Origin of the sequence: Actinomadura craniellae (assembly GCF_003289645.1) — a bacterium.
Taxonomy (GTDB): domain Bacteria; phylum Actinomycetota; class Actinomycetes; order Streptosporangiales; family Streptosporangiaceae; genus Actinomadura_D; species Actinomadura_D craniellae.
The window spans coordinates 122415-142293 of record NZ_QLYX01000013.1 but is presented as its reverse complement, the minus strand read 5'-3'; the positions used below and the strand labels follow the sequence as shown (position 1 = coordinate 142293).

Sequence of the window (19879 nt, the reverse complement as noted above, 5' to 3'; positions counted from 1 at the left end):
GCTTCCACCGCCCAAGACGACGATGGGGTGCTTGATGCGGGTAGCGGTGCTGTTCGGGGGCGCGAGCCGGGAACGAGACGTCTCGACGGCGAGCGCCGCCCAGGTCTTCTCGGCCCTCCGTGCGCGCGGGCACGCGGTCACCGCGATCGACACGGCGAAGGGGGCGCTCAAGCCCGCCGAAGTCGAGGTGTTCCTCAACTCGACGGTCACCGACACCCCGCCCGAGCTCAGCGACATACCGCCGACGGACCTGACCGCGCACTTCACGATGCCGGGCGGCGAACTCCACGGGTTCGACGTCGTGTTCCTCGCCCTGCACGGCGGTGCCGGAGAGGACGGCACCCTCCAGGCCCTGCTCGACTCGGCCGGTATCCGCTACACCGGCAGCGGGGTCCTGGGCAGCGCCGTCGCGATGGACAAGGACCTCTCCAAGCGGCTCTTCCACTTCGCGGGCGTCCCCACGCCCGACTGGATCATGGCGCCCGCGGACGTCGCCACGGTGGCCGACCAGGTCGGTTTTCCCGCGATCGTGAAGCCCAACACGGAGGGATCCACCATCGGGCTCACCGTGGTGAACGAGCCGGAGCAGCTCGACGACGCCGTGCGCGAGGCCTCCCGGTTCGGTCCCGACGTAATGATCGAGAAGTTCGTCCCAGGTCGTGAGTTCGTCGTCGGAGTGGTCGACGGGCAGCCACTGGCCGTGGGCGAGATCGACCCGCAGCACAGCGAGATCTTCGACTACCGCAGCAAGTACCAGGTCGGTGGCGCCATCGAGACCTTCCCCGCAGATCTGCCCGAGCGGCTGGCGGCGGAGATGCGGCGGCTGGCCGTGCTGGCGCACCGGGCACTCAAACTGGGCGCCTACAGCCGGATCGACTTCCGGATGGACCCCGACGAGCGCATCTGGTGCCTTGAGGCGAACACCCTGCCGGGCATGACCGCGACCAGCCTGCTACCGCAGTCGGCCGCCGCCGAAGGCATCGACTTCCCCGAGTTGTGCGAGCGCCTGTGCGCCCTGGCCCTGGAACCCCCCGCGGTGACCTGACACCGCACCGACCCGAGAGGGTGAAGCCCGATCCTCGACGTCAGCCGCCGCAGCCGCCGAGCCATCACCCACCTCACCCGCAGCAAGGCCCGTGCCGGTTGGACGCTGACCGCACTGGCCCTGCTGGGCTATCTCGCCGCCAACGGTGTGGACCCCCTCAAACAGTTCTTCCTGATCCTCATCGGCGTCACGGCGGGCGCGATCTTCCTGCCCGAACTCGGCGACGACCTCTGGAAGATGAACGCGGACCAGGTCCGCAGGACCGTCCCCGACCACCGCATCGTGGAGTTACAGCGCTCCCTCATCGGGGCCAAGTGCACCTCCCCGGAATGGGCCGGCATCGTCTGGCGTGAAGGTCTGAACCCGCTGATCGAAGCCGGCCGCAAACCCCACCAGATCGTCTGGGACGCCAAGTACGACATCTCGATCCACATCAACGGCCAGCTCCTCGACGGCACGCCCTACCACCGGGTCGAGACGCTCAGCCGGGCCCGGCGCGTCCTCCCCGCCGTCCGCCCACGCCGCTACTGGGTGAGCGCCGCCCGTACCGAAGAAGCGCTGCTCACCGAATTCGGCATCCCCAACTGCCTGGTCCGAGAACTGATCACCATTCCGTCGGTGGACCCGACCCGCTGGCGAGACCTGGTGGCCGCCGCGTGCCAGGTGCGGATGGCCATCAACGGCACCTACCTCCAGGTGCAGACCGAGCCCGCCGAGGGGCTGCTGGACGTGGTGCGCTGGTACATCGACATGCCGTCGGAAGAGTGGGCCGGCGGCCTCGTCCCCTACACCCTGCAGTTCGACTTCCCGCTGCAGCAGACCGAGCGCAGCTTCCCGATCATCTTCAACGGCTACTACAGCGCGGGCACCACGGAGATCAGCCTGCGGCTCAGCGACGATTCGGAGACGCACCGGCTCGAATGCTCGCCGTTCATCGCGCACGGTCTCGGCAGTTACGGTGGCGACCTGGTCCGGGGGGACGGCGGCAACCCCCAGTTCAGCATGTTCTCCACCCCTAGCTCCAGCCTGCTGTGGCCCGGATCAGGGGTGCTTTTCCACTGGTGAGGGGCGAGGCCGGGAAGGGAAAGGATGACGTCATGCGCTGGTTGATCGACTGCACCGAGATCGCGATACCGGAACTCCCCGGGCTACCGCCGCTTCCCCTGCCTCCCGCTCCCGGCCGGTCCGGCCCTCCGCTGCCGGCCGTGGCCGAGGCTTCGGTACCGCTGGTGGAACTCGACGGGCGGATCGCGACCTTCCCCGTCTACTCGTGGCTGGGGTTCGACACGGCGCCGCGCCGGGCACTGGCCCGCCTCGACGTGGCCGAGCGGCTGCTGCGGGCGCAACGCCGCCTGCCCGCGGATTTCGACCTCATCGTGATCGACGCCTGGCGGCCCCTGCCGTTCCAGTCCGAACTGCTCGACCACTACCGGCGGACCGGTGAGGCGGACCCGGCCGGCTTCGTGGCCGACCCCGATGACGTCCACCAGGTCCCGCCGCACGTGACCGGCGGAGCGGTGGATCTGACCCTCGGCTGGCGGGGGGCGCCGCTGGGGCTCGGCACCGACTTCGACGCGTTCGTCCCGGCGGCGGCCACCGCCGCCTTCGAGACCGACGGTGGCGATCACCGGGTCCGGAACCTGCGCAGGTTGCTCGGCCGGGTGCTGGCGGAGGAGGGCTTCGTGCCCGACCCGCTCGAATGGTGGCACTGGTCCTACGGCGACCAGTGGTGGGCCGCACGGACCGGCGCTCCGGCCGCCCTCTTCGGCGCGGTCACCCACCCTGACGGCTGAAAACGCGGTCAGACGCCGTACCGCTCCGGCTTGGGGGAACGCGACATCAGCAGGGCGGCGGCCTCGGCGATCGACATCCCGTGGTGCATGACCGCGGCCACCAGCTCGGTGATCGGCATCTCCACGCTGTGCTTGCGGGCCAGCTCCAGCACGGCCTCCGACGACTTCACGCCCTCGGCCGTCTGCTTGGTCACCGAGATCACCTGTTCGAGGGTCATGCCCCGGCCCAGGTTCTCACCGAACGTGCGGTTGCGCGACAGCGGCGAGCTGCAGGTCGCGATGAGGTCGCCCATCCCGGCCAGCCCGGCGAAGGTGTGCTCGTCGGCGCCCAGCGCCGCGCCCAGCCGGGCGATCTCGGCCAGCCCCCGGGTCATCAGCATCGCCCGGGTGCTGTCACCGAAGCCCAGCCCCACCGCGATGCCCACACAGAGCGCGATCACGTTCTTGACCGCGCCGCCCAGCTCGCAGCCGACCACGTCGGGGTTGGTGTAGATGCGGAAGTACGGCGTCATGCAGGCGGCCTGGATGCGCCGCGCGGTCTCCTCGTCGGAGCAGGCGGCCACGGCCGCGCCGGGCTGGCCGGCGGCGATCTCCCGGGCCAGGTTGGGGCCGCAGACGGCGGCGACCCGCTCCTCCGGAACGTCGGCCACCTCCTGGATGACCTCCGACATCCGGCGGGTGGTGCCCAGCTCGACGCCCTTCATCAGGCTCACCAGCGCCGCGTCGGACGGCAGCAGCGGGGCCCACACCGTCAGGTTCGCGCGCAGCGTCTGCGACGGCACGGCCAGCGCGACGATGTCGGCACCGGCCAGCGCCTCGGCCGGGTCGGTGGTGGCGCGTATCCCGGGCGGCAGCTCCACGCCCGGCAGGTAGTCGGGGTTCTCCCGGCGCTCGTTGATCGACTCGATGGTCCCGGGGCGGCGGCCCCACAGGGTGACCTCGGTGCCGGCATCACGGAGCACCTTGGCGAACACGGTTCCCCAGGAACCGGCGCCCATCACTGCGGCTCGGGCGGTCAAGAGGCCTTCTTCCGGGGATCGTAGAGCTCCTTGGGCGGCTCTTCCCCTCGCAGCTCACCCAGCAGATCGGCGATGGCCCGCATGATATCCGCGGTGGCGTCCCGCAGCACCTCGGCGGTCACCGGAACGTCCGCGTACCTGGACAGGTCCACCGGCGGGCCGGCCACCACACGCATCGTCCGGCGCGGCAGCAGCCTCGGCCGCCTGCTGCCGTAGGGCAGCACGTCCTGCGCGCCCCAGTGCGCGATCGGCACCACCGGGGCGCCGGAGGCCAGGGCCAGCCGGGCGGCGCCGGTGCGGCCGGTCATCGGCCACAGTTCCGGATCGCGCGTGCAGGTGCCCTCGGGATAGAACATCAGGCACTCGCCCGCGCGCAGCGCCTCCCGTGCGGGCTCCAGCGCCTGCCCCGCGTCCAGTTGCCCCCGGCGTACCGCGATCTGCCCGCAGCCGCGCAGCACCGCGCCCACGATCGGCACGGTGAACAGGGTGGACTTGGCGAGGTAGACGGGGAAGCGCCCCGACGCGTACACGAAGTGGCCGAGGGCCAGCGGGTCGGCCCAGGAGAGGTGGTTGGCCGCGACGATCACCCCGCCGCGCCGGGGAACGTTCTCCCGGCCGCGCCAGTCACGCTTCAGCAGCGAGACGAGCAGCGGGCGCAGCACGGCGATCACGAACCCGCGCCAGCGCGGCGAGTATCCGTGACTCATGCCCTTCCTCCTCTCCCCCGGAACGTGGGGTGCCCATCAGTGTCGCCGGTACCTGCGCATAGTGTCGAGTTCGCGATGTCGAGTCCTGCTGATCTCATGTGGTCGCTCGTGGTGCCGGTGAAGGTGCTGGCCCGGGCGAAATCCCGGATGGCCGCCGCGGCCGGGGCGCACCGGGCCGAACTGGCGCTCGCGGTGGCCGCCGACACGGTCGCGGCGGCACTGCGCTGCCCCCGGGTGGGGGCCGTCGTGGTGGTGACCGACGATCCGCTGGCCGCCCGGGAACTGGCCGCGCTGGGCGCCCGGACGGTGCCCGACGAGCCCGACGAGGGGCTGAACCCGGCGCTGGTGCACGGCGCCCGGCTCGCCCGGCTCGCCGCTCCCGGCGCGGGGGTCGGCGCCCTGTCGGCCGACCTGCCCGCGCTGCGGCCCGGCGAACTGGGCCGGGCGCTCGACGCGGCGGCCCGGGCGCCCCAGGCCTTCGTGCCGGACGCCGCGTCCGTCGGGACCACCCTCTACACCGTCCGGCCGGGGGTCGCCTTCGCCCCGGCCTTCGGCACCGGCTCGCGCGAGCGGCACCGCGCCCGGGGGGCGGTGGAACTCGCCCCGGGCGGCATCGAGACCGTGCGGCGTGACGTCGACACCCCCGAGGACCTGCGCGCCGCCCTCGCGCTGGGCACCGGCCCCCGCACCGCCGAGGTCGCCGCCCGGTTCCACCCGGCCCCGCCGCGCGGGGCTGCTCGGTAGGGTGCGGAGCATGCAGGGGACGGTGCGGACGTACGAGGCCGCCACACGGTCGGGCAGCGTGCTGCTCGACGACGGCACCCAGCTCGACTTCGATGCCGAGGCGTTCGCCGCGGGCGGTCTGCGGCTGCTGCGCTTCGGCCAGCGGGTCAACCTGGCGGTCGAGGACGGCCGGATCACGGTGATCACGCTCTCCACCTTCCCACTGCCCCACTGACCGCGAATACGTCGGCGCCCGGGGGTCGCACCTGACGATGCGATCCCCGGGCGCCGACGCGAACGCCTTACTTCTTGCCTGCCACCAGGTTCTTGAAGTCGGCACCGGCGCGGAACTTCGGCACCGACGTCGCCGGGACATCGATGGCTTTGCCGGTCGCCGGATTGCGGGCCGTACGGGCAGGCCGGTCGGCCTTCTCGAACGAACCGAATCCAGTGATCGCGACCTTGTCGCCCTTGGCGACGGCGTCCTGGATCGTCTCCAGGATGGCGTCGACGGCCTCGGCTGCAGCCTTCTTGCTGCCCAGCCGGTCAGAAATGGCGTCGACCAGCTCACGCTTGTTCATTGGGTACTCCTCCAGTTCCCCCTTGCCCCGACGAAACTAGGGGACCATGGGCGGACACACAATCACCTGCAAGCAATACTTCCCGTGTCGCAGGCGTTTTTGTCGCCCTTTGCCCCCTCCAACGAGATCATCGGACCATCGGTGGTCACTCCGCTACCTTCCGGTGCTCCTCGTACCCTCGAAATCCTCCAGAAACGCGGCCAGCCTGCGTGCGGCCAGGTCAGCGTCCCGCTTGGCCAGGTCCGTGATCGCCAGGAGGTGGCGGATGAGGCGCTGCCGGGGCTCCGGCGGCAGCGGCGCGACCAACCGGTGGGCGTCGCGGAGGCGGCGCGCCAGCAGGGTCAGCGCAGGGTCGTCCCAGGCGGGTTCCGACCAGCCGGACTCCGTACTCACCGCACCCCCAGAGAACGCACGAGCGTGTCGCCGGACAGGGTTGATTCTTCCCTGTCCGGCGACACGCTCGTGCGTCAGGTCCCTCGCGGGCTCAGAGTGTCGCCGGCAACCAGGCCGGACGGGCCTCCTCGTAGGCCGTGATGCCGTCGGCGTGGCGGAGGGTCAGCCCGATGTCGTCCAGGCCCTCCATCAGCCGCCAGCGGGTGTAGTCGTCGATCTCGAACGGGGCGTCGACCCCGCCGCCATGGACCCGGCGGGCGCCGAGGTCCACGGTGATCTCGGTGGTCGGGTCGGCCTCGACCGCCGACTGCAGGGTCTCGACGTCGGTCTCCGGCAGGATCACCGGCAGCAGCCCCATCTTGGTGGAGTTGTTGCGGAAGATGTCGCCGAAGCGCGGCGCGATCACGACGCGGAAGCCGTACTGCTGCAGCGCCCAGACGGCGTGCTCCCGGGAGGACCCGGTGCCGAAGTCGGGCCCGGCGACCAGGATGCCGGCGCCCGCGTAGACCGGGTCGTTCAGCACGAACGAGGGGTCCTCGCGCCAGGCGGCGAACAGGCCCTTCTCGAAGCCGGTGCGGCTGACCTGCTTCAGCCAGACCGCGGGGATGATCTGGTCGGTGTCGACGTTGCTCCGGCGCAGCGGGACGGCGCGACCGGTGTAGGTGGTGAACGCTTCCATCGGGATCTCTCCAGGTCTACAGGTCGGCGGGCGCGGCCAGGCGGCCGGTGACGGCGGTCGCGGCGGCGACGGCGGGCGAGACCAGGTGGGTGCGCCCGCCCTTGCCCTGCCGGCCCTCGAAGTTGCGGTTGGAGGTGGAGGCGCTGCGCTCGCCCGGCTTGAGCTGGTCGGGGTTCATGCCCAGGCACATGGAGCAGCCCGCCTCGCGCCACTCGGCGCCGGCCGCGGTGAAGACCTCGTGCAGGCCCTCCTCCTGCGCCTGCGCCTTGACCTTCATCGAGCCGGGGACGACCAGCATGCGGACGCCGTCGGCGACCTTCCGGCCCGTGAGCACGTCCGCGGCGGCCCGCAGGTCCTCGATCCGGCCGTTGGTGCAGGAGCCCACGAAGACGGTGTCGACGGCGATCTCACGCAGCGGGGTGCCGGCGGCCAGGCCCATGTACTCCAGGGCCCGCTCGGCGGCCGAGCGCTGGATCGGGTCGGCGTAGGACGCCGGGTCGGGCACGCTCGCGCCGAGCGGGGCGCCCTGGCCGGGGTTGGTGCCCCAGGTGACGAACGGGGTCAGGGTGGTCGCGTCGATCACGACCTCCTTGTCGAAGACCGCGTCGTCGTCGGTGCGCAGCGACGTCCAGTACGCGACGGCGGCGTCCCAGTCGGCGCCCTGCGGGGCGTGCGGGCGGCCCTTGAGGTAGGCGAAGGTGGTCTCGTCCGGGGCGATCATGCCGGCCCGGGCGCCCGCCTCGATGGACATGTTGCAGACCGTCATCCGGCCTTCCATCGACAGCGCGCGGATCGCCTCGCCGCGGTACTCGATGATGTGGCCCTGGCCGCCGCCGGTGCCGATCTCGGCGATGACCGCCAGGATGAGGTCCTTGGCGGTGACGCCCGCGGGCAGCGCGCCCTCGACCGTGACGGCCATGGTCTTCGGCTTGATCTGCGGCAGCGTCTGGGTGGCGAGCACGTGCTCGACCTCGCTGGTGCCGATGCCGAACGCGAGCGCGCCGAACGCGCCGTGCGTGGAGGTGTGCGAGTCGCCGCACACCACGGTCATGCCCGGCTGGGTCAGCCCGAGCTGCGGGCCGATGACGTGCACGATGCCCTGGCCGGCGTCGCCCATCGGGTGCAGCCGGACGCCGAACTCGGCGCAGTTCTTGCGCAGGGTCTCGACCTGGGTGCGCGAGACGGGGTCGGCGATCGGCGCCAGGATGTTCTGGGTGGGGACGTTGTGGTCCTCGGTAGCGATCGTCAGGTCGGGGCGGCGCACCGGCCGCTGGGCCATCCGCAGCCCGTCGAACGCCTGCGGGCTGGTGACCTCGTGCAGCAGGTGCAGGTCGATGTAGAGGAGGTCCGGCTCGCCCTCGGCACGCCGTACGACATGCGCGTCGTACACCTTGTCGGCCAATGTACGGCCCATCGCTCCCACCTCATCTGTGCTCGGCTGATTTGTTCGGCGCCATCCGCGGCGCTTGACCGCCCCTTGAATTTGCATCTCACATTTCAAGACGGCAGTATCGAAGCATGGACAACTCTAGCGGAGTCGGCGTGCTCGACAAAGCCGTTCTCGTACTCAACGCCCTGGAAGCCGGCCCCGCGTCCCTCGCCCAGCTCGTGCAGACCACCGGCCTGGCCCGGCCGACCGCCCACCGGCTCGCCGTCGCGCTGGAGCACCACCGGCTCGTGCACCGCGACACCCAGGGCCGTTTCATCCTCGGCCCCCGGCTGGCCGAACTGGCCGCGGCGGCGGGCGAGGACCGGCTGCTGGCCATCGCCCAGCCCGTGCTGACCCGGCTGCGCGACCGCACCGGCGAGAGCGCCCAGCTCTACCGGCGGCAGGGGGACGTCCGGGTGTGCGTGGCCGCCGCCGAGCGCAGCAGCGGGCTGCGCGACACCGTCCCGGTCGGCGCGGCGCTGCCGATGACGGCGGGCTCGGCCGCGCAGATCCTGCTGGCCTGGGAGGAGCCCGACCGGCTGCACCGCGGCCTGCGCGGCGCCAAGTTCGAGGCCACCACGCTGGCGGCGGTGCGGCGGCGCGGCTGGGCGCAGAGCGTCGGCGAGCGCGAGCAGGGCGTCGGCTCGGTGTCCGCCCCGATCCGCGGCGCGGGCGGCCGGGTGGTCGCCGCGATCTCGGTGTCCGGCCCGCTGGAACGCCTCACCCGCTCCCCCGGCCGGCTGCACGCCCCCGCCGTCCTGGCCGCCGCCGAGCAGGTCTCCGAGGCCATGCGCCGCACGATTACCTGACCTTCGGATCGGACGTCCGGCCGGCGCCCCGCGACCGCCCTCAAGTCGCGGCCGGCGCTCGGCCGGCGTCCCGGAGGTGACCTCCGATGGACGGGCCGGGACCATGTCAGGCCCCGGCCCGACGCCTTCCGGAGCCGGGCCGGCCCCGACTCGGGTCACATCGGGCGGTGGGCGAGTGCCTTCTGCAGCCTTTCCTGGGCGCGGGCGGCCTCGCGGGCGCGGTAGGCGATGGGCATGTAGCGGACGCGCTCGGGCAGGGTGGGCTCGGTGCGGGCGATCAGCCCGCCGAGCGCCTTCAGCCGCCGCTCGTCGGCGGCCGACCAGCGCAGGCCCAGCTTCCTGCGGGCCGCCGGCGGCAGGGTGCCGGTGGTGATGAACCGGCCGACCCGTCCCGTCATCGCGTGGGCCGGGCCGAGGATCGGCCGCAGCAGCCGGTGCGTGCCGGGCGGCACCTGGTCCATCATCTCCAGGACGTCCCGGGCCACCCGGTGTCCCACCAGGGTGTTCTCGACCATGTCGTCGAAGTAGGCCCAGTACTCGGGGATGCTCCCGGGCAGCATCCGCTCGGGCACCCGCAGGATGCGGCCGAGGTGCATGAACTCTTCGAAGATCTGCTGCTCCCGCTCGGGGGTGAGCGGCTCGACGGAGAAGTAGCGGGCCGCGGTCACCCCGGCGTAGAAGCCGGTCAGATGCACCCAGGCCCAGCCCTCCGCGCCCAGTGCGTGGTGCTTGCGGCCCTCCTCGTCCACGGCGCTGAGGCTCTTGTGCATCTCGCGCAGCCGGTGGCCCTCGGCGATCGCCTCCTGGCCTCCGTACACCCAGGTCTGCACCGAGGCGAAGCTGCGCGCCGCCCGGCCCACCGGGTCGGTGCGGAAGCTCGACAGCTGGTCGACCACCGTGCCGATCGTGGGGTGCATGGACTGCAGGATGAACGCCGCGTTGCCCGCGAGCGCCGAAACGTAGAGGCCGATCGTGTCCCACATGATCGAGCCGGGTCCGAACGGCTCCGGCTCCTCTCCGCGGGGGAGCGCGACCGGGCGGCTTTCCAGGATCGTCATCGCCATCGACCTCCTGACGATAGGGGGCTGGATCCTCTGCAAGTACTTACTTACAAGAGTACCCGAGGAGCGCCCGACCACAACCCGTGCACCGGATCTTTCCGTTTCACACCCGGTCCGCGGCGGTGGGCAGCGGCCGGTACAGCGGGACGCCCGCCTCCTCCAGCTCGGCGCGGAGGGCGAAGTAGCCGTCGCCGAAGGGGTCCTCGCCGAGCAGCGGCATCAGGCCGCGCCTGATCGCCACGTCGTGCGGGGCCAGCGCGGCGGCCTCGGCCACGTGCCGGCGGGCGGCCTCCACCCGGCCCTCCCGGGCCAGCCAGGCGGCCAGCCGGGCGTGCGCGCGGGCGCGCTGCTCACCGGGGGTGGCGGCCCGCAGCCGGGTGTGCTCCGGGCCGACCCCGGCGTCGCCGTGCAGCACCCAGCGGCGCAGCGCCTCGCGGGACGCCTGGGAGTCCAGGCCGTTCATCGAGCGGAAGAGGTCGGTCGCGGTCTGGGTGTCCTGCGGGCGGGCGATCCGGCCCTCCTCGTCGATCCACACCACGGTCGGCACGTTGATCACGCCGTACAGCTCGGCCACCGCGCCCTCGGTGTCGACGAGCGCCGGGTGTGCGTCCCCCGCCGCCTCGATCCACGGCCGGGCGTCGGCGGCGGACCGGTCGGCGGCCACGCTCACCACGGTCAGGCCGTGCGGTTCCAGCTCGGCGTGCCGCTGCGCCCAGGCCGGCAGGTCGTACCGGCAGCCGCACCAGGACGCCCAGAAGACCAGGGCGACCTTGCGCCCGCGCAGGTCGGACAGGGACAGCCCGTCGAGGGTGAACCCGGGCGCCTCCTCGCCGGCCGGCCTCCCGGCGGGCGCGTCGGCGAGGGCCACGGCCCGCTCGGCCTCGTCGACGACCGCGACCTTCCCCACCAGCGCCGCGAAGGCCGCCACGTCGACGCCGTCGGGGGTCTCGGCGCCGGCCGCCCGGTGGACGGGCAGGCAGGCGTCGCCGCGGCACCAGCCGTGCGGCTCGCGCTCCCAGCCGAACAGCGGCCGGCCGGACGGCGCGAGCAGCCGGCCGGTCCCGTCCGGCCGCGCGTCCAGGGTGGTGGTGCCGGTCTCGTCGATGACGGTGAACATGATTCCCTCCTTGGATATTTTCACTATCCAATCATTGGATAGCTGTAGTATCCAGTCAAGGGGGTGGCCATGAAGATCTCCGAACTCGCCGAGCGCAGCGGCCTGACCGTCCAGACGATCAAGTTCTACATCCGCTCCGGGCTGCTGCCCCGGGGCACCGTGACCGCCGCCACCCGGGCCGAGTACGACGGGCGGCACCTGGAGCGGCTGCGGCTGATCCGGGCGCTGCGGGAGGTCGGCGACCTGCCCGTCGCCGCCGTCCAGAAGATCGTCCAGGCGCTCGACGAGGAGGCCCCGCTGCACGACCTGCTGGGCACCGTGCAGTACGCGCTCGGCCCGCACCCCGAACCGACCGAGGAGGACCCGGACCGGCAGGCGGCCCGCGCCGCCGCGGACGCGCTGGTCACCGAGCTGGGCTGGCGGGTCTCCTCCCGGGCCCCGGCCCGCGACCTGCTCGCCGAGACCTTCGCCGCGCTGGCCCGGCTCGGCCGGCCGGTCGACCCCGCCGCGCTCGCACCCTACGTCGAGGCGGCCCGGAACCTCGCCGAGCACGAGGCCGGCCAGGTGTCGGCGGACGAGCCCCGGGACCAGGCGGTGCTCACCATGCTCGTCGGCACGGTGTTCCACGAGCGGATCCTGACGGCCCTGCACCGGCTGGCCCAGGAGGACGCCTCCGCCCGGCGCTTCGCCCCACGCTCCTGACACCGGACCGCTGACACGTCGTTCCCGCGCCCCGGCCGGCGGAGCCCGGCGCGGCCCCCACCGGGAGATGCTCGCCCGCGGCCGGGCCGCCGCCCCGGGATCAGGCGAGCAGGCGGGCGGCCAGCTCCGGGCGGTCGCGCACCGCGGCCTCGACGCTCCGGTCCGACCAGCCGTCGAGGACGGCCGCCTCCGGGCCCGACCAGTCGATCGGCCCCAGCGGCGGTTCCGGGTCGTACTCGATGCCGAGCTGGACCAGCCTGGTCATCTCGTCCCCGGCCAGCCGCCGCACCAGGTGCAGGGCCATGTCGATGCCCGCCGACACCCCCGCCGCGGTGACGAAGCGGCCGTCCTCCACCCACCGCTCGGCCACCGGGACGGCGCCCAGCCGGGCGAGGACGTCCCGGTAGGCCCAGTGCGTGGCGGCCCGGCGCCCGTCCAGCAGCCCGGCCCCGGCCAGCAGCAGCGAGCCGGTGCAGACCGACCCGACGATCTCCGCCGGCTCCGCCACCCGGCGCAGGTAGTCCAGCAGTTCCTCGTCGGCCAGCGCCCGCAGGGTCGGCACGTCGCCGCCCGGCACGATCACCGCGTACGGGTCGGGGACCTCGGCGAAGGTGTGGCTCGCGGCGAGCAGGAGCGGCGTGTCGGTGCCCACCGGGCGGGTGTGCGCGCCGACGACGACCGGGCGGAACCCGAGGCCGGTCTGCTCCAGCACGGAGAACACCTGGAGCGGGCCGACCAGGTCGAGCGGGGTCAGGCCGGGATAGAGGACGAACGCGACGGTCCTGCTCTGTGTCTCGGTCATGCCCCGAACTCTGCGGCCGATCCGGGTACCCCTCGGGCAGGATGTCTGAAATCCTGCGACCCCTGGCAAAAGGACATGGAGATCCGCTCGTGCGACGCATGGTGATCATCGGGTACGACGGGGCGGAACTGCTCGACATCGCCTGCCCCGCCGACGTGTTCGACACGGCCGCCTGGTTCGGGGCGCGGCCCGGGTACCGGGTCGAGTTCGTCAGCCTGGGCGGGCGTCCCGTGCGCTGCTCGAACGGCCTCGCCCTGGCCGCCGCGCCGCTGGAGGCCGTGCGCGGCCCGCTCGACACGGTGCTCGCCGCCGGCGGGCTCGGCCACACCGGCGCGGCCGCCGACGCCCGCGTCCTCACCCACCTGCGCCGGCTGGCCGGGCTGAGCCGGCGGGTGGCGTCGGTGTGCACCGGGGCGACCCTGCTGGCCGCCGCCGGGCTGCTCGACGGGCGGCGGGCCACCACGCACTGGATGTTCGCCGCCGAACTCGCCCAGCGGTACCCGGCCGTCGAGGTCGACCCCGCCCCGCTCTACGTCCGGGACGGCAACGTGCTCACCTCCGCCGGGGTCACCAGCGCGCTGGACCTGTCGCTGGCGATGGTCGAGGACGACCACGGGCCGGAACTGTCCCGCGCCGTCGCCCGGTCCCTGGTCACCTACCTGCAGCGGCCCGGCAACCAGGCGCAGGTCAGCATGTTCCTGGCCGCTCCCCCGCCCGAGCACGAGACCGTCCGCAAAGTCATGGCGCACATCGCCGACCGGCCCGGCGACGACTTGGGCTCCGCCGCGCTGGCCCGGCTCGCCGGGGTGAGCGCCCGGCACCTGACCCGGCTGTTCCGCGACCAGCTCGGCACCACACCGGCCCGGCACGTCCGCGCCGTGCGCGCCGAGACCGCCGCCCACCTGCTGGTCTCCACCCGGCTGCCGCTGGACGCGGTGGCCCGGCGGTGCGGCTTCGGCTGCACCGAGACGCTGCGCCAGGCGTTCGCCGAGCGCTACGCGACCTCGCCGTCCGCCTACCGCCGGGCGCACCGCGCCTCGGCGGGGACGCTCCGGGCAGCCGGTTGACGCCGGCGCGCCGGCGTTCATCATGGGGCGAACGCACCGCCCACAGGACGGCACGATGACGCCCGCGCGCTCCGATAGAACCGCCGCCGACCGCCTCCTCGCAGTCGCGACGCCCGCCTTCGGCCTGGCCGCCCTCGGCGGCGGGCTGCTCTGCCTGCCCACCGCGACGCGGCACGCCGGGGCGGCGCTGGTCGTCCTGGCGGCGGGCCTGCTGGTGTTCGTCGCAGGCATGATCGTGGCGGCGATGCAGCACCCCGGCGAGCCCCGGCGGCTGCGCGCCCTGCCGGTCCTGCTCCTGGCCGTCGCGGCGGCCTGCGCCTCGCTCGGCCTGCTGGCGGGCATCGCCGCGGGCACCTCCCGCACCGCCGGGTACGTCTGGCACCACGGGCAGGACGTGTCCGTGACGACCACCCGCCGCGCCCAGCGACTGTCCCAGCGCGGCGCGGACCGCCGCGTCTACCGCGACTCCGCCTGGACGGCCGGCGGGCGCTCCCGGACGGGCCGGCTGGAGACCGGCCTCAGCGCGCCCGCCCGGGACGGCGCGGGCCGGATCGCGGCGCGCGCCGCGGGCGGCCGGGCCTACACCCGGGACGCCGTGGACGGCGGGCCCGCCCCCGTGTACCGGTACGGGCGGCTGCCCGCGGGCCGGCTGGCCCTGGCCCTGCCGGTGGGGCTCCTCGCCGGTCTCGTGCTGGCCCGGTCTTCCTGGTGGCGCTGAGCGGCGGCCCGGATCAGGGGCGCGGGGTCAGGTCGCTCAGGTCCACCGGATGCCCAGCGCGTTCCAGCGCCGCGACGGCGGCGGTCACGTCCTCCTCCGGGACGAGCACCAGGTCCGCGTGGTAGGTGGAGGCGACGAAAACGGGGATCCCGGCCCCGGCCAGCGGGCCGGTGATCGCGGCCAGCGCGCCCGGCGCGCCGAGGTCGCGCGGATCGTCGCCGCCGTACAGGCCCACCCAGCGCCGGCCCGGGTCGTTCCCCCACGCCTCGCGCACCACGGTCAGCCCCTCAGGCGCCCGCACCAGCGCGATCCACTCGTCGTCCTCGGGGAACACGGCCTGCGGCGCGTACCCCACCGAGAACCGGGAGGGCACGACCCGCAACCGCTGGGGAGTCGATGAGCTCATACCGCCCACCCTAGGGACCCCTACCGTCAGAACAGCCCGAGAACTTCGCGATAGCCGCCGGCCCGGCGGGAAGAACCACGTCTCCTCCTTCGTCGCCGGCGAGCCGTGGACCAACCGGCAAAGCGGCTCCGGAGAGCGCGTTCCGCCAGGTCATGGAGTTGACGGCAGCCGCCGGCCGGGCTCGAATATACGGATGGACGACCACACCCCCACGGCGGGCGGCGTGGCCGAGGAGGGGGCTCCGGCGATCGTCCTGCTCGACGCCGCGGGCGCCGTGGCCGGCTGGTCCCGGGCGGCGGAGGCGCTCCTCGGCCACCGGGCCGACGACGTTCTCGGGCGTTCCGTCGCGGTCCTGCTCACGCCCGGCGACCGCGCGGGGCGGATCTCGGCGTGGATCGAGCGGTTCGGCGAGCGGGAGCACTGGTCGGGGCCCATCGAGGCCCGCCACCGCGACGGGCACGCGATCCTGGTGCACGCGGAGGTCTCCCGGCTGCACGCCCGCGGCGGGGCGGCCCACCGGCTGCTGTCGGTGACGCCCGCGAGCGCGGCCGTCTCCGGGATCTCGATGCTGGAGCCGTTCATCAACCGTTCCTCCGTGGCCCTGTGCATCTGGGACCGTGACCTGCGGTGCGTCTGGCTGAACGAGGCGGCGCAGCGGCTGCAGGGCTTCTTCCCCCAGTACCAGGTCGGCCGCTCGCTGGCCGAGCCCCTGGCGGGAGCCGACGCCCGGGCCTCGGCGGAACGGGTGCGGGCGGTGCTCGCCGACGGCGTCCCCCGCGTCGACCGCGAATCCCACTGGGTCTCGGCCGACCGGAGCGAGGAACGCACCCTGTCCATCTCGTTGTTCCGCATCGAGGGCGCGGACGGGCGGCCGCTGGGCGTGTGCTCGCTGACCCTGGACATCACCCACAGCCGGGCCCGCGAACGCCTGGCCCTGCTCCGCGAGGCCAGCGTCCGGATCGGCACCACGCTCGACGTCAGGAAGACCGCGCAGGAGCTGGCGGAGCTGGCCGTGCCGGCGCTGGCCGACTACGTCACGGTCGACCTCGCCGAGGCGGCCCTGCCGGACGACGAACCGCTGCGGCTGCTGGCCGCCACGGAGGAGAGCATCCCGGTGTTCCGCCGGGCGGGCATGGCGTCCATCCACCCGGACTTCCCCGAGGCCCTCTACCTGCTCGGCGACGCGGTCTACGTCGCCCCGTCGTCCGCCTTCACCGAGGTCCTGAACTCGGGCCGGTCCCACTTCGAACCCGTTCTGGACACCGTGCCGGGACGCTGGCTCGACGACGACCGGCTGGAGGTCATCCACGACACCGGCATGCACAGCCTGATCATCGTGCCGCTCCGGGCGCGCGGTGACATCCTGGGCATCGCCGTGTTCGTCCGCACCGACAACCCCGCGCCGTTCACCGGGGACGACCTGACGCTCGCCGAGGAGCTCGTCGCCCGTGCCGCGCTGAGCCTGGACAACGCCCGCCGCTACACCCGCGAGCGCACCGCGTCCCTCGCGCTGCAACGGCACCTCCTGCCGCAGCGGCTGCCGGACTGCGACGCCCTCGAGCTGGCCTCCCACTACCTGCCGTCCGACCTGCACGGCGGCGTCGGAGGCGACTGGTTCGACACGATCCCCCTGTCCGGCTCCCGCATCGCCCTGGTCGTCGGCGACGTGACCGGCCACGGCATCAACGCCGCCGCGCGGATGGGGCGACTGCGCACCGCCGTGCGCACCCTCGCGTACATGGAACTGCCGCCCGCCCGGCTGCTCACCCACCTCGACAACCTGGTCGCGCAGATGGGCGAGGGAAACGACCTGGCGGACATCGCCCTCGCCACCTGCCTGTACGCCGTCTACGACCCGGACACCCGGCAGTGCACCGTGGCCGCCGCCGGGCACCCTCCGCTCGCGCTCGTCGACCCGTCCGGCGCCGTCACCTTCCCCCGCCTGCCCACCGGCACCCCCATCGGCCTGGGCGTGGCGGACTACGAGTCGGTCCGGTTCGAGCTCGCCGAGGGCACCCTGCTCGTCCTCTACACCGACGGCCTGATCGAGACCCGCGACGCCGACCTCGACGCCGGCATGGACCGGCTGCGCGCCGCCCTCGCCCGGTTCGACCTCCCGCTGGGGGACCTCTGCACCGCCGTCATCGGCGCCATGACGACGGACGTGCGCGACGACGACGTCACCCTCCTCGTGGCCCGCACCCGCGCGCCGGGCGGCTGATTCCGGCTGGACGGGGCGGCGGCCGTTCCGTGCGGGCCTCAGCCGGCGGCGTCGGGCAGGAGGGGCGGGCAGGTGCCGCCCGGGTGGGTTCGCAGTTCGAAATGCCACACCTCGTTGGCGTACACCTGGCACAGGCCGTGGTCGGCGCCGTGCTGGATCAGCCAGTAGGCCGCGGCGGTGGGGCCGACGTCGACGGCCTCGCCCGTCACGTGCGCGGACTCCTCGGGGGTGCTGACGAAGCGCCGCGCCTCCGCGCGGCTCCCGTACGTCCTGACCGCCTCGTCGAGCAGGCGCCGCTGGTGCTCCTCGCTCCGCCAGCCCGAGGTGACGTGGAAGGCGATGCCGTCGTCCCGGGCGTCCTCGGCCGCCGCCTGAAGCGCTTTCAGCAGGCGGGCGTCCAGCTTTCCGACCGCCGCGTATCCGGTGTCGAACGGGGTGATGTTCCGGCCCGGTGGAATGGGGCCGTCGCCGCCGGGCGGGGAATGCGGGGCGGTGGTGCCGCCCATGGCTATCAGCAATGGAACGAGGGCGGCGCAGACCAGTGTGACCAGCAGAAACCAGTACCGGCGCCGTCCAGTGAGCAGAGCTGGCCTCATCCGCATTACTTCCTCCGGTTCGCACATGTCCAGCGAGTTCCGTGGCAGTGAAGCGCGCACCGTGTTGCGCGGCCGTTTCGATTTCCCGATACGTTTTCGATAGGGCTTCTCGCGTTCAATGAGCACCGGCGGCCGGTCGTAGACTGGGCCGGCGCGGGCCGGTGCGGCCAGGCCGGCCGTGAACGGGGGAGGCCGGATGCGGGTGCTGGTGGTCGAGGACGAGCGTTACCTCGCCGAGGCGGTGCAGGCCGGGCTGCGGCTGGAGGCGATCGCCGCCGACATCGTGGGGGACGGCGACTCGGCGCTGGAGCGGCTGGCCGTGCACGAGTACGACGTGGTCGTGCTCGACCGCGACATCCCCGGCACGCACGGCGACGACGTCTGCCGGGCCATCGTCGGGCGGCGGCTCGGCTGCCGGGTGCTCATGCTCACGGCGGCCCGGCACCTCGACGAGAAGGTCTCCGGGTTTGAGATCGGGGCCGACGACTACCTCACCAAGCCCTTCGACCTGCGGGAACTCGTCGTCCGGCTGCGTTCGCTGGGCCGCCGCGGCCGGAGCGCTCCCCCGGTCGTCGAGCACGCGGGGATCCGGCTCGACCCGTTCCGGCGGGAGGTCTTCCGCGCCGGCCACTACGTCTCCCTCACCCGCAAGCAGTTCGCCGTGCTGGAAGTCCTGATGAACGCGCGCGGCGGCGTCGTCAGCGCCGAGACCCTGCTCGAACGGGCCTGGGACGAGAACGCCGACCCGTTCACCAACGCCGTCCGCATCACGATCTCCGCCCTGCGCAAGCGGCTCGGCGAGCCGGCGGTCATCCACACGGTGCCCGGGGTCGGCTACCGGCTCGACCCGGCGGGCCCCGGCCGGTGAGCGGCGTGGCGGCGGCCCGCCGGCGGGCGCCCGGCCCGGTCAGGCTGACCGTCCGGATGAAACTGACCCTCAGCTACGCGCTGTTCCTCGTGATCGCCGGGGGCCTGGCGCTGGGCGTCATCTACGTGGCGATGCGCTACGTCCCCAACTACCCGCTGATCGCCGCGAACCCGCGGGACACGACCCCCGTGCCCGCCCGGGCGGAGATCCTGGAATCGCTGGTGACCGTCTCCGGGTACGTCCTCGCGCTCATGGCGGTCATCGGCCTCGGCGGCGGCTGGCTGATCGCGGGCCGGGTGCTGCAACCGCTGCAGGACATCACCCGGGCCGCGCACCGGGCCGCGGGCGGCTCGCTGGACCACCGCGTCGGGCTGCACGGGCCCCGCGACGAGTTCACGGACCTGTCGGACGCCTTCGACCACATGCTCGACCGTCTCCAGCGGTCCTTCGAGTCGCAGCGGCGCTTCGCCGCGAACGCCTCGCACGAGCTGCACACCCCGCTCACCGTCACCCGGACCATGCTGGACGTGGCGATCGCCGACCCCGCCGGGCAGGACTACCCTCGCCTGGTCTCCCGGCTGCACGACACCAACCAGCGCGGCATCGAGATCGTCGACGCCCTGCTCCAGCTCTCCGCGCTCGGCCACGCCCCGCCGCCCACCCGGCCGGTCGACCTGGCCCGCACGGCCGCCGAGGCCGCCGCGACCGTCCGCGCCGAGGCCGGGAGCCGCGGCGTCGCCCTCTCCGAGGAGCACCGGCCCGTCCTCGTCACCGGCAACGACGTGCTGCTGCACCAGCTCGCGGTCAACCTCCTGCAGAACGCCCTGCGGCACAACCTGCCCGCCGGCGGACGGGCCACCCTGTCGACCGGCCCGGACCCCCGCGACCCGGGCCGCGCGCTGCTGACCGTCTCCAACAGCGGGCCGCCGCTCACCGGGGCGGTCGACGCCCTCACCGAGCCTTTTCTCCGCGGCCGGGGCCGGACGGCCGAGGCCGGTCCGGGGCGCCGCGGGCACGGTCTCGGGCTCGCCATCGTCGCGAGCATCACGGACGTCCACGGCGGCGACCTCCGCCTGGACCCCAACCCCGGCGGCGGGCTCACGGTCCGGGTCTCGCTCCCCGCCCACCACTAGGCGGACGCGT

Annotated in this window: 23 protein-coding genes; 12 read left to right on the top strand and 11 right to left on the bottom strand. The window is 73.5% G+C overall.

Features of this window, described 5'->3' with window-relative positions; genetic code table 11:
- Positions 1–34: 34 nt before the first annotated feature.
- From DPM19_RS25195 to DPM19_RS25185, 3 genes are all read left to right on the top strand, one after another.
- Entirely contained in the window at positions 35–1045 is a 1011-nt protein-coding gene (locus tag DPM19_RS25195; protein WP_111870500.1) for a D-alanine--D-alanine ligase family protein, read from the top strand.
- Positions 1046–1192: 147 nt separating this feature from the next.
- On the top strand, positions 1193–2110 hold the full coding sequence (locus DPM19_RS25190; protein ID WP_111870499.1) for a hypothetical protein: 918 nt from the start codon (positions 1193–1195) through the stop codon (positions 2108–2110).
- Between the two features lie 32 nt (positions 2111–2142).
- Positions 2143–2838 (top strand): M15 family metallopeptidase, encoded by a 696-nt coding sequence (locus DPM19_RS25185; protein ID WP_111870498.1) that lies wholly within the window; start codon positions 2143–2145, stop codon positions 2836–2838.
- An 8-nt stretch (positions 2839–2846) separates the two neighbouring features.
- On the opposite strand, the gene DPM19_RS25180 is transcribed toward DPM19_RS25185, so the two are convergent.
- Both DPM19_RS25180 and DPM19_RS25175 read right to left on the bottom strand, forming a co-directional pair.
- A complete protein-coding gene (locus DPM19_RS25180; protein WP_267900913.1) occupies positions 2847–3857 on the bottom strand; it encodes an NAD(P)H-dependent glycerol-3-phosphate dehydrogenase in 1011 nt (336 codons plus the stop codon).
- Positions 3854–4564 carry a lysophospholipid acyltransferase family protein gene (locus DPM19_RS25175; RefSeq protein WP_111870496.1) on the bottom strand — a complete coding sequence of 237 codons (711 nt, stop codon included), beginning with the start codon at positions 4562–4564 and terminating at the stop codon, positions 3854–3856. The genes DPM19_RS25180 and DPM19_RS25175 overlap by 4 nt, the downstream gene beginning before the upstream one ends.
- Positions 4565–4639: 75 nt before the next feature.
- Here DPM19_RS25175 and cofC point away from each other — a divergent pair, with 75 nt between their 5' ends.
- On the top strand, positions 4640–5308 hold the full coding sequence (gene cofC / locus DPM19_RS25170) for a 2-phospho-L-lactate guanylyltransferase (protein ID WP_111870495.1): 669 nt from the start codon (positions 4640–4642) through the stop codon (positions 5306–5308).
- Positions 5309–5318: 10 nt separating this feature from the next.
- Positions 5319–5522 (top strand): hypothetical protein, encoded by a 204-nt coding sequence (locus DPM19_RS25165; RefSeq protein WP_111870494.1) that lies wholly within the window; start codon positions 5319–5321, stop codon positions 5520–5522.
- Positions 5523–5589: 67 nt separating this feature from the next.
- On the opposite strand, the gene DPM19_RS25160 is transcribed toward DPM19_RS25165, so the two are convergent.
- From DPM19_RS25160 to leuC, 4 genes are all read right to left on the bottom strand, one after another.
- Entirely contained in the window at positions 5590–5868 is a 279-nt protein-coding gene (locus DPM19_RS25160; RefSeq protein WP_111870493.1) for an HU family DNA-binding protein, read from the bottom strand.
- 153 nt (positions 5869–6021) lie between these two features.
- On the bottom strand, positions 6022–6261 hold the full coding sequence (locus tag DPM19_RS25155) for an SCO5555 family protein (RefSeq protein ID WP_111870492.1): 240 nt from the start codon (positions 6259–6261) through the stop codon (positions 6022–6024).
- A gap of 91 nt (positions 6262–6352) precedes the next feature.
- Positions 6353–6940 carry a 3-isopropylmalate dehydratase small subunit gene (gene leuD, locus DPM19_RS25150; RefSeq protein ID WP_111870491.1) on the bottom strand — a complete coding sequence of 196 codons (588 nt, stop codon included), beginning with the start codon at positions 6938–6940 and terminating at the stop codon, positions 6353–6355.
- A 16-nt stretch (positions 6941–6956) separates the two neighbouring features.
- Positions 6957–8354 (bottom strand): 3-isopropylmalate dehydratase large subunit, encoded by a 1398-nt coding sequence (gene leuC, locus DPM19_RS25145; RefSeq protein ID WP_111870490.1) that lies wholly within the window; start codon positions 8352–8354, stop codon positions 6957–6959.
- Positions 8355–8458: 104 nt separating this feature from the next.
- Between leuC and DPM19_RS25140 the strand changes: the two genes are divergently transcribed.
- Complete coding sequence (locus DPM19_RS25140) at positions 8459–9178, top strand: IclR family transcriptional regulator (RefSeq protein ID WP_111870489.1); 720 nt, start codon at positions 8459–8461, stop codon at positions 9176–9178.
- A gap of 155 nt (positions 9179–9333) precedes the next feature.
- Here DPM19_RS25140 and DPM19_RS25135 read toward each other — a convergent pair whose 3' ends face one another.
- Together DPM19_RS25135 and DPM19_RS25130 are read right to left on the bottom strand one after the other, a co-directional pair.
- Complete coding sequence (locus DPM19_RS25135) at positions 9334–10242, bottom strand: oxygenase MpaB family protein (RefSeq protein ID WP_233510730.1); 909 nt, start codon at positions 10240–10242, stop codon at positions 9334–9336.
- Between the two features lie 100 nt (positions 10243–10342).
- Positions 10343–11356 carry a TlpA disulfide reductase family protein gene (locus DPM19_RS25130; protein ID WP_111870487.1) on the bottom strand — a complete coding sequence of 338 codons (1014 nt, stop codon included), beginning with the start codon at positions 11354–11356 and terminating at the stop codon, positions 10343–10345.
- A gap of 69 nt (positions 11357–11425) precedes the next feature.
- Between DPM19_RS25130 and DPM19_RS25125 the strand changes: the two genes are divergently transcribed.
- Positions 11426–12058 (top strand): MerR family transcriptional regulator, encoded by a 633-nt coding sequence (locus DPM19_RS25125; RefSeq protein WP_111870486.1) that lies wholly within the window; start codon positions 11426–11428, stop codon positions 12056–12058.
- Positions 12059–12158: 100 nt separating this feature from the next.
- Here DPM19_RS25125 and DPM19_RS25120 read toward each other — a convergent pair whose 3' ends face one another.
- Positions 12159–12860 (bottom strand): DJ-1/PfpI family protein, encoded by a 702-nt coding sequence (locus DPM19_RS25120; protein WP_111870485.1) that lies wholly within the window; start codon positions 12858–12860, stop codon positions 12159–12161.
- Positions 12861–12958: 98 nt separating this feature from the next.
- On the opposite strand from DPM19_RS25120, the gene DPM19_RS25115 reads away from it, so the two are divergent.
- Both DPM19_RS25115 and DPM19_RS25110 read left to right on the top strand, forming a co-directional pair.
- Positions 12959–13927: a GlxA family transcriptional regulator gene (locus tag DPM19_RS25115; protein ID WP_111870484.1), complete on the top strand. Its 969-nt coding sequence runs from the start codon at positions 12959–12961 to the stop codon at positions 13925–13927.
- 55 nt (positions 13928–13982) lie between these two features.
- Positions 13983–14645 (top strand): hypothetical protein, encoded by a 663-nt coding sequence (locus DPM19_RS25110; RefSeq protein WP_111870483.1) that lies wholly within the window; start codon positions 13983–13985, stop codon positions 14643–14645.
- A gap of 13 nt (positions 14646–14658) precedes the next feature.
- Here the strand turns inward: DPM19_RS25110 and DPM19_RS25105 are convergent, their stop codons facing one another.
- Complete coding sequence (locus tag DPM19_RS25105; protein WP_111870482.1) at positions 14659–15051, bottom strand: ACT domain-containing protein; 393 nt, start codon at positions 15049–15051, stop codon at positions 14659–14661.
- Positions 15052–15244: 193 nt separating this feature from the next.
- Between DPM19_RS25105 and DPM19_RS25100 the strand changes: the two genes are divergently transcribed.
- The gene (locus tag DPM19_RS25100) at positions 15245–17272 is read left to right on the top strand and encodes a SpoIIE family protein phosphatase (RefSeq protein WP_111870481.1); all 2028 of its coding nucleotides are present in this window, start codon (positions 15245–15247) and stop codon (positions 17270–17272) included.
- A 38-nt stretch (positions 17273–17310) separates the two neighbouring features.
- On the opposite strand, the gene DPM19_RS25095 is transcribed toward DPM19_RS25100, so the two are convergent.
- A complete protein-coding gene (locus tag DPM19_RS25095) occupies positions 17311–17868 on the bottom strand; it encodes a M15 family metallopeptidase (protein WP_233510728.1) in 558 nt (185 codons plus the stop codon).
- Between the two features lie 196 nt (positions 17869–18064).
- Here DPM19_RS25095 and DPM19_RS25090 point away from each other — a divergent pair, with 196 nt between their 5' ends.
- Together DPM19_RS25090 and DPM19_RS25085 are read left to right on the top strand one after the other, a co-directional pair.
- Complete coding sequence (locus DPM19_RS25090; protein WP_111870479.1) at positions 18065–18736, top strand: response regulator transcription factor; 672 nt, start codon at positions 18065–18067, stop codon at positions 18734–18736.
- The gene (locus tag DPM19_RS25085; RefSeq protein ID WP_233510725.1) at positions 18733–19869 is read left to right on the top strand and encodes a sensor histidine kinase; all 1137 of its coding nucleotides are present in this window, start codon (positions 18733–18735) and stop codon (positions 19867–19869) included. Before DPM19_RS25090 ends, DPM19_RS25085 begins: the two co-directional genes overlap by 4 nt.
- The last annotated feature ends 10 nt before the right edge of the window (positions 19870–19879 follow it).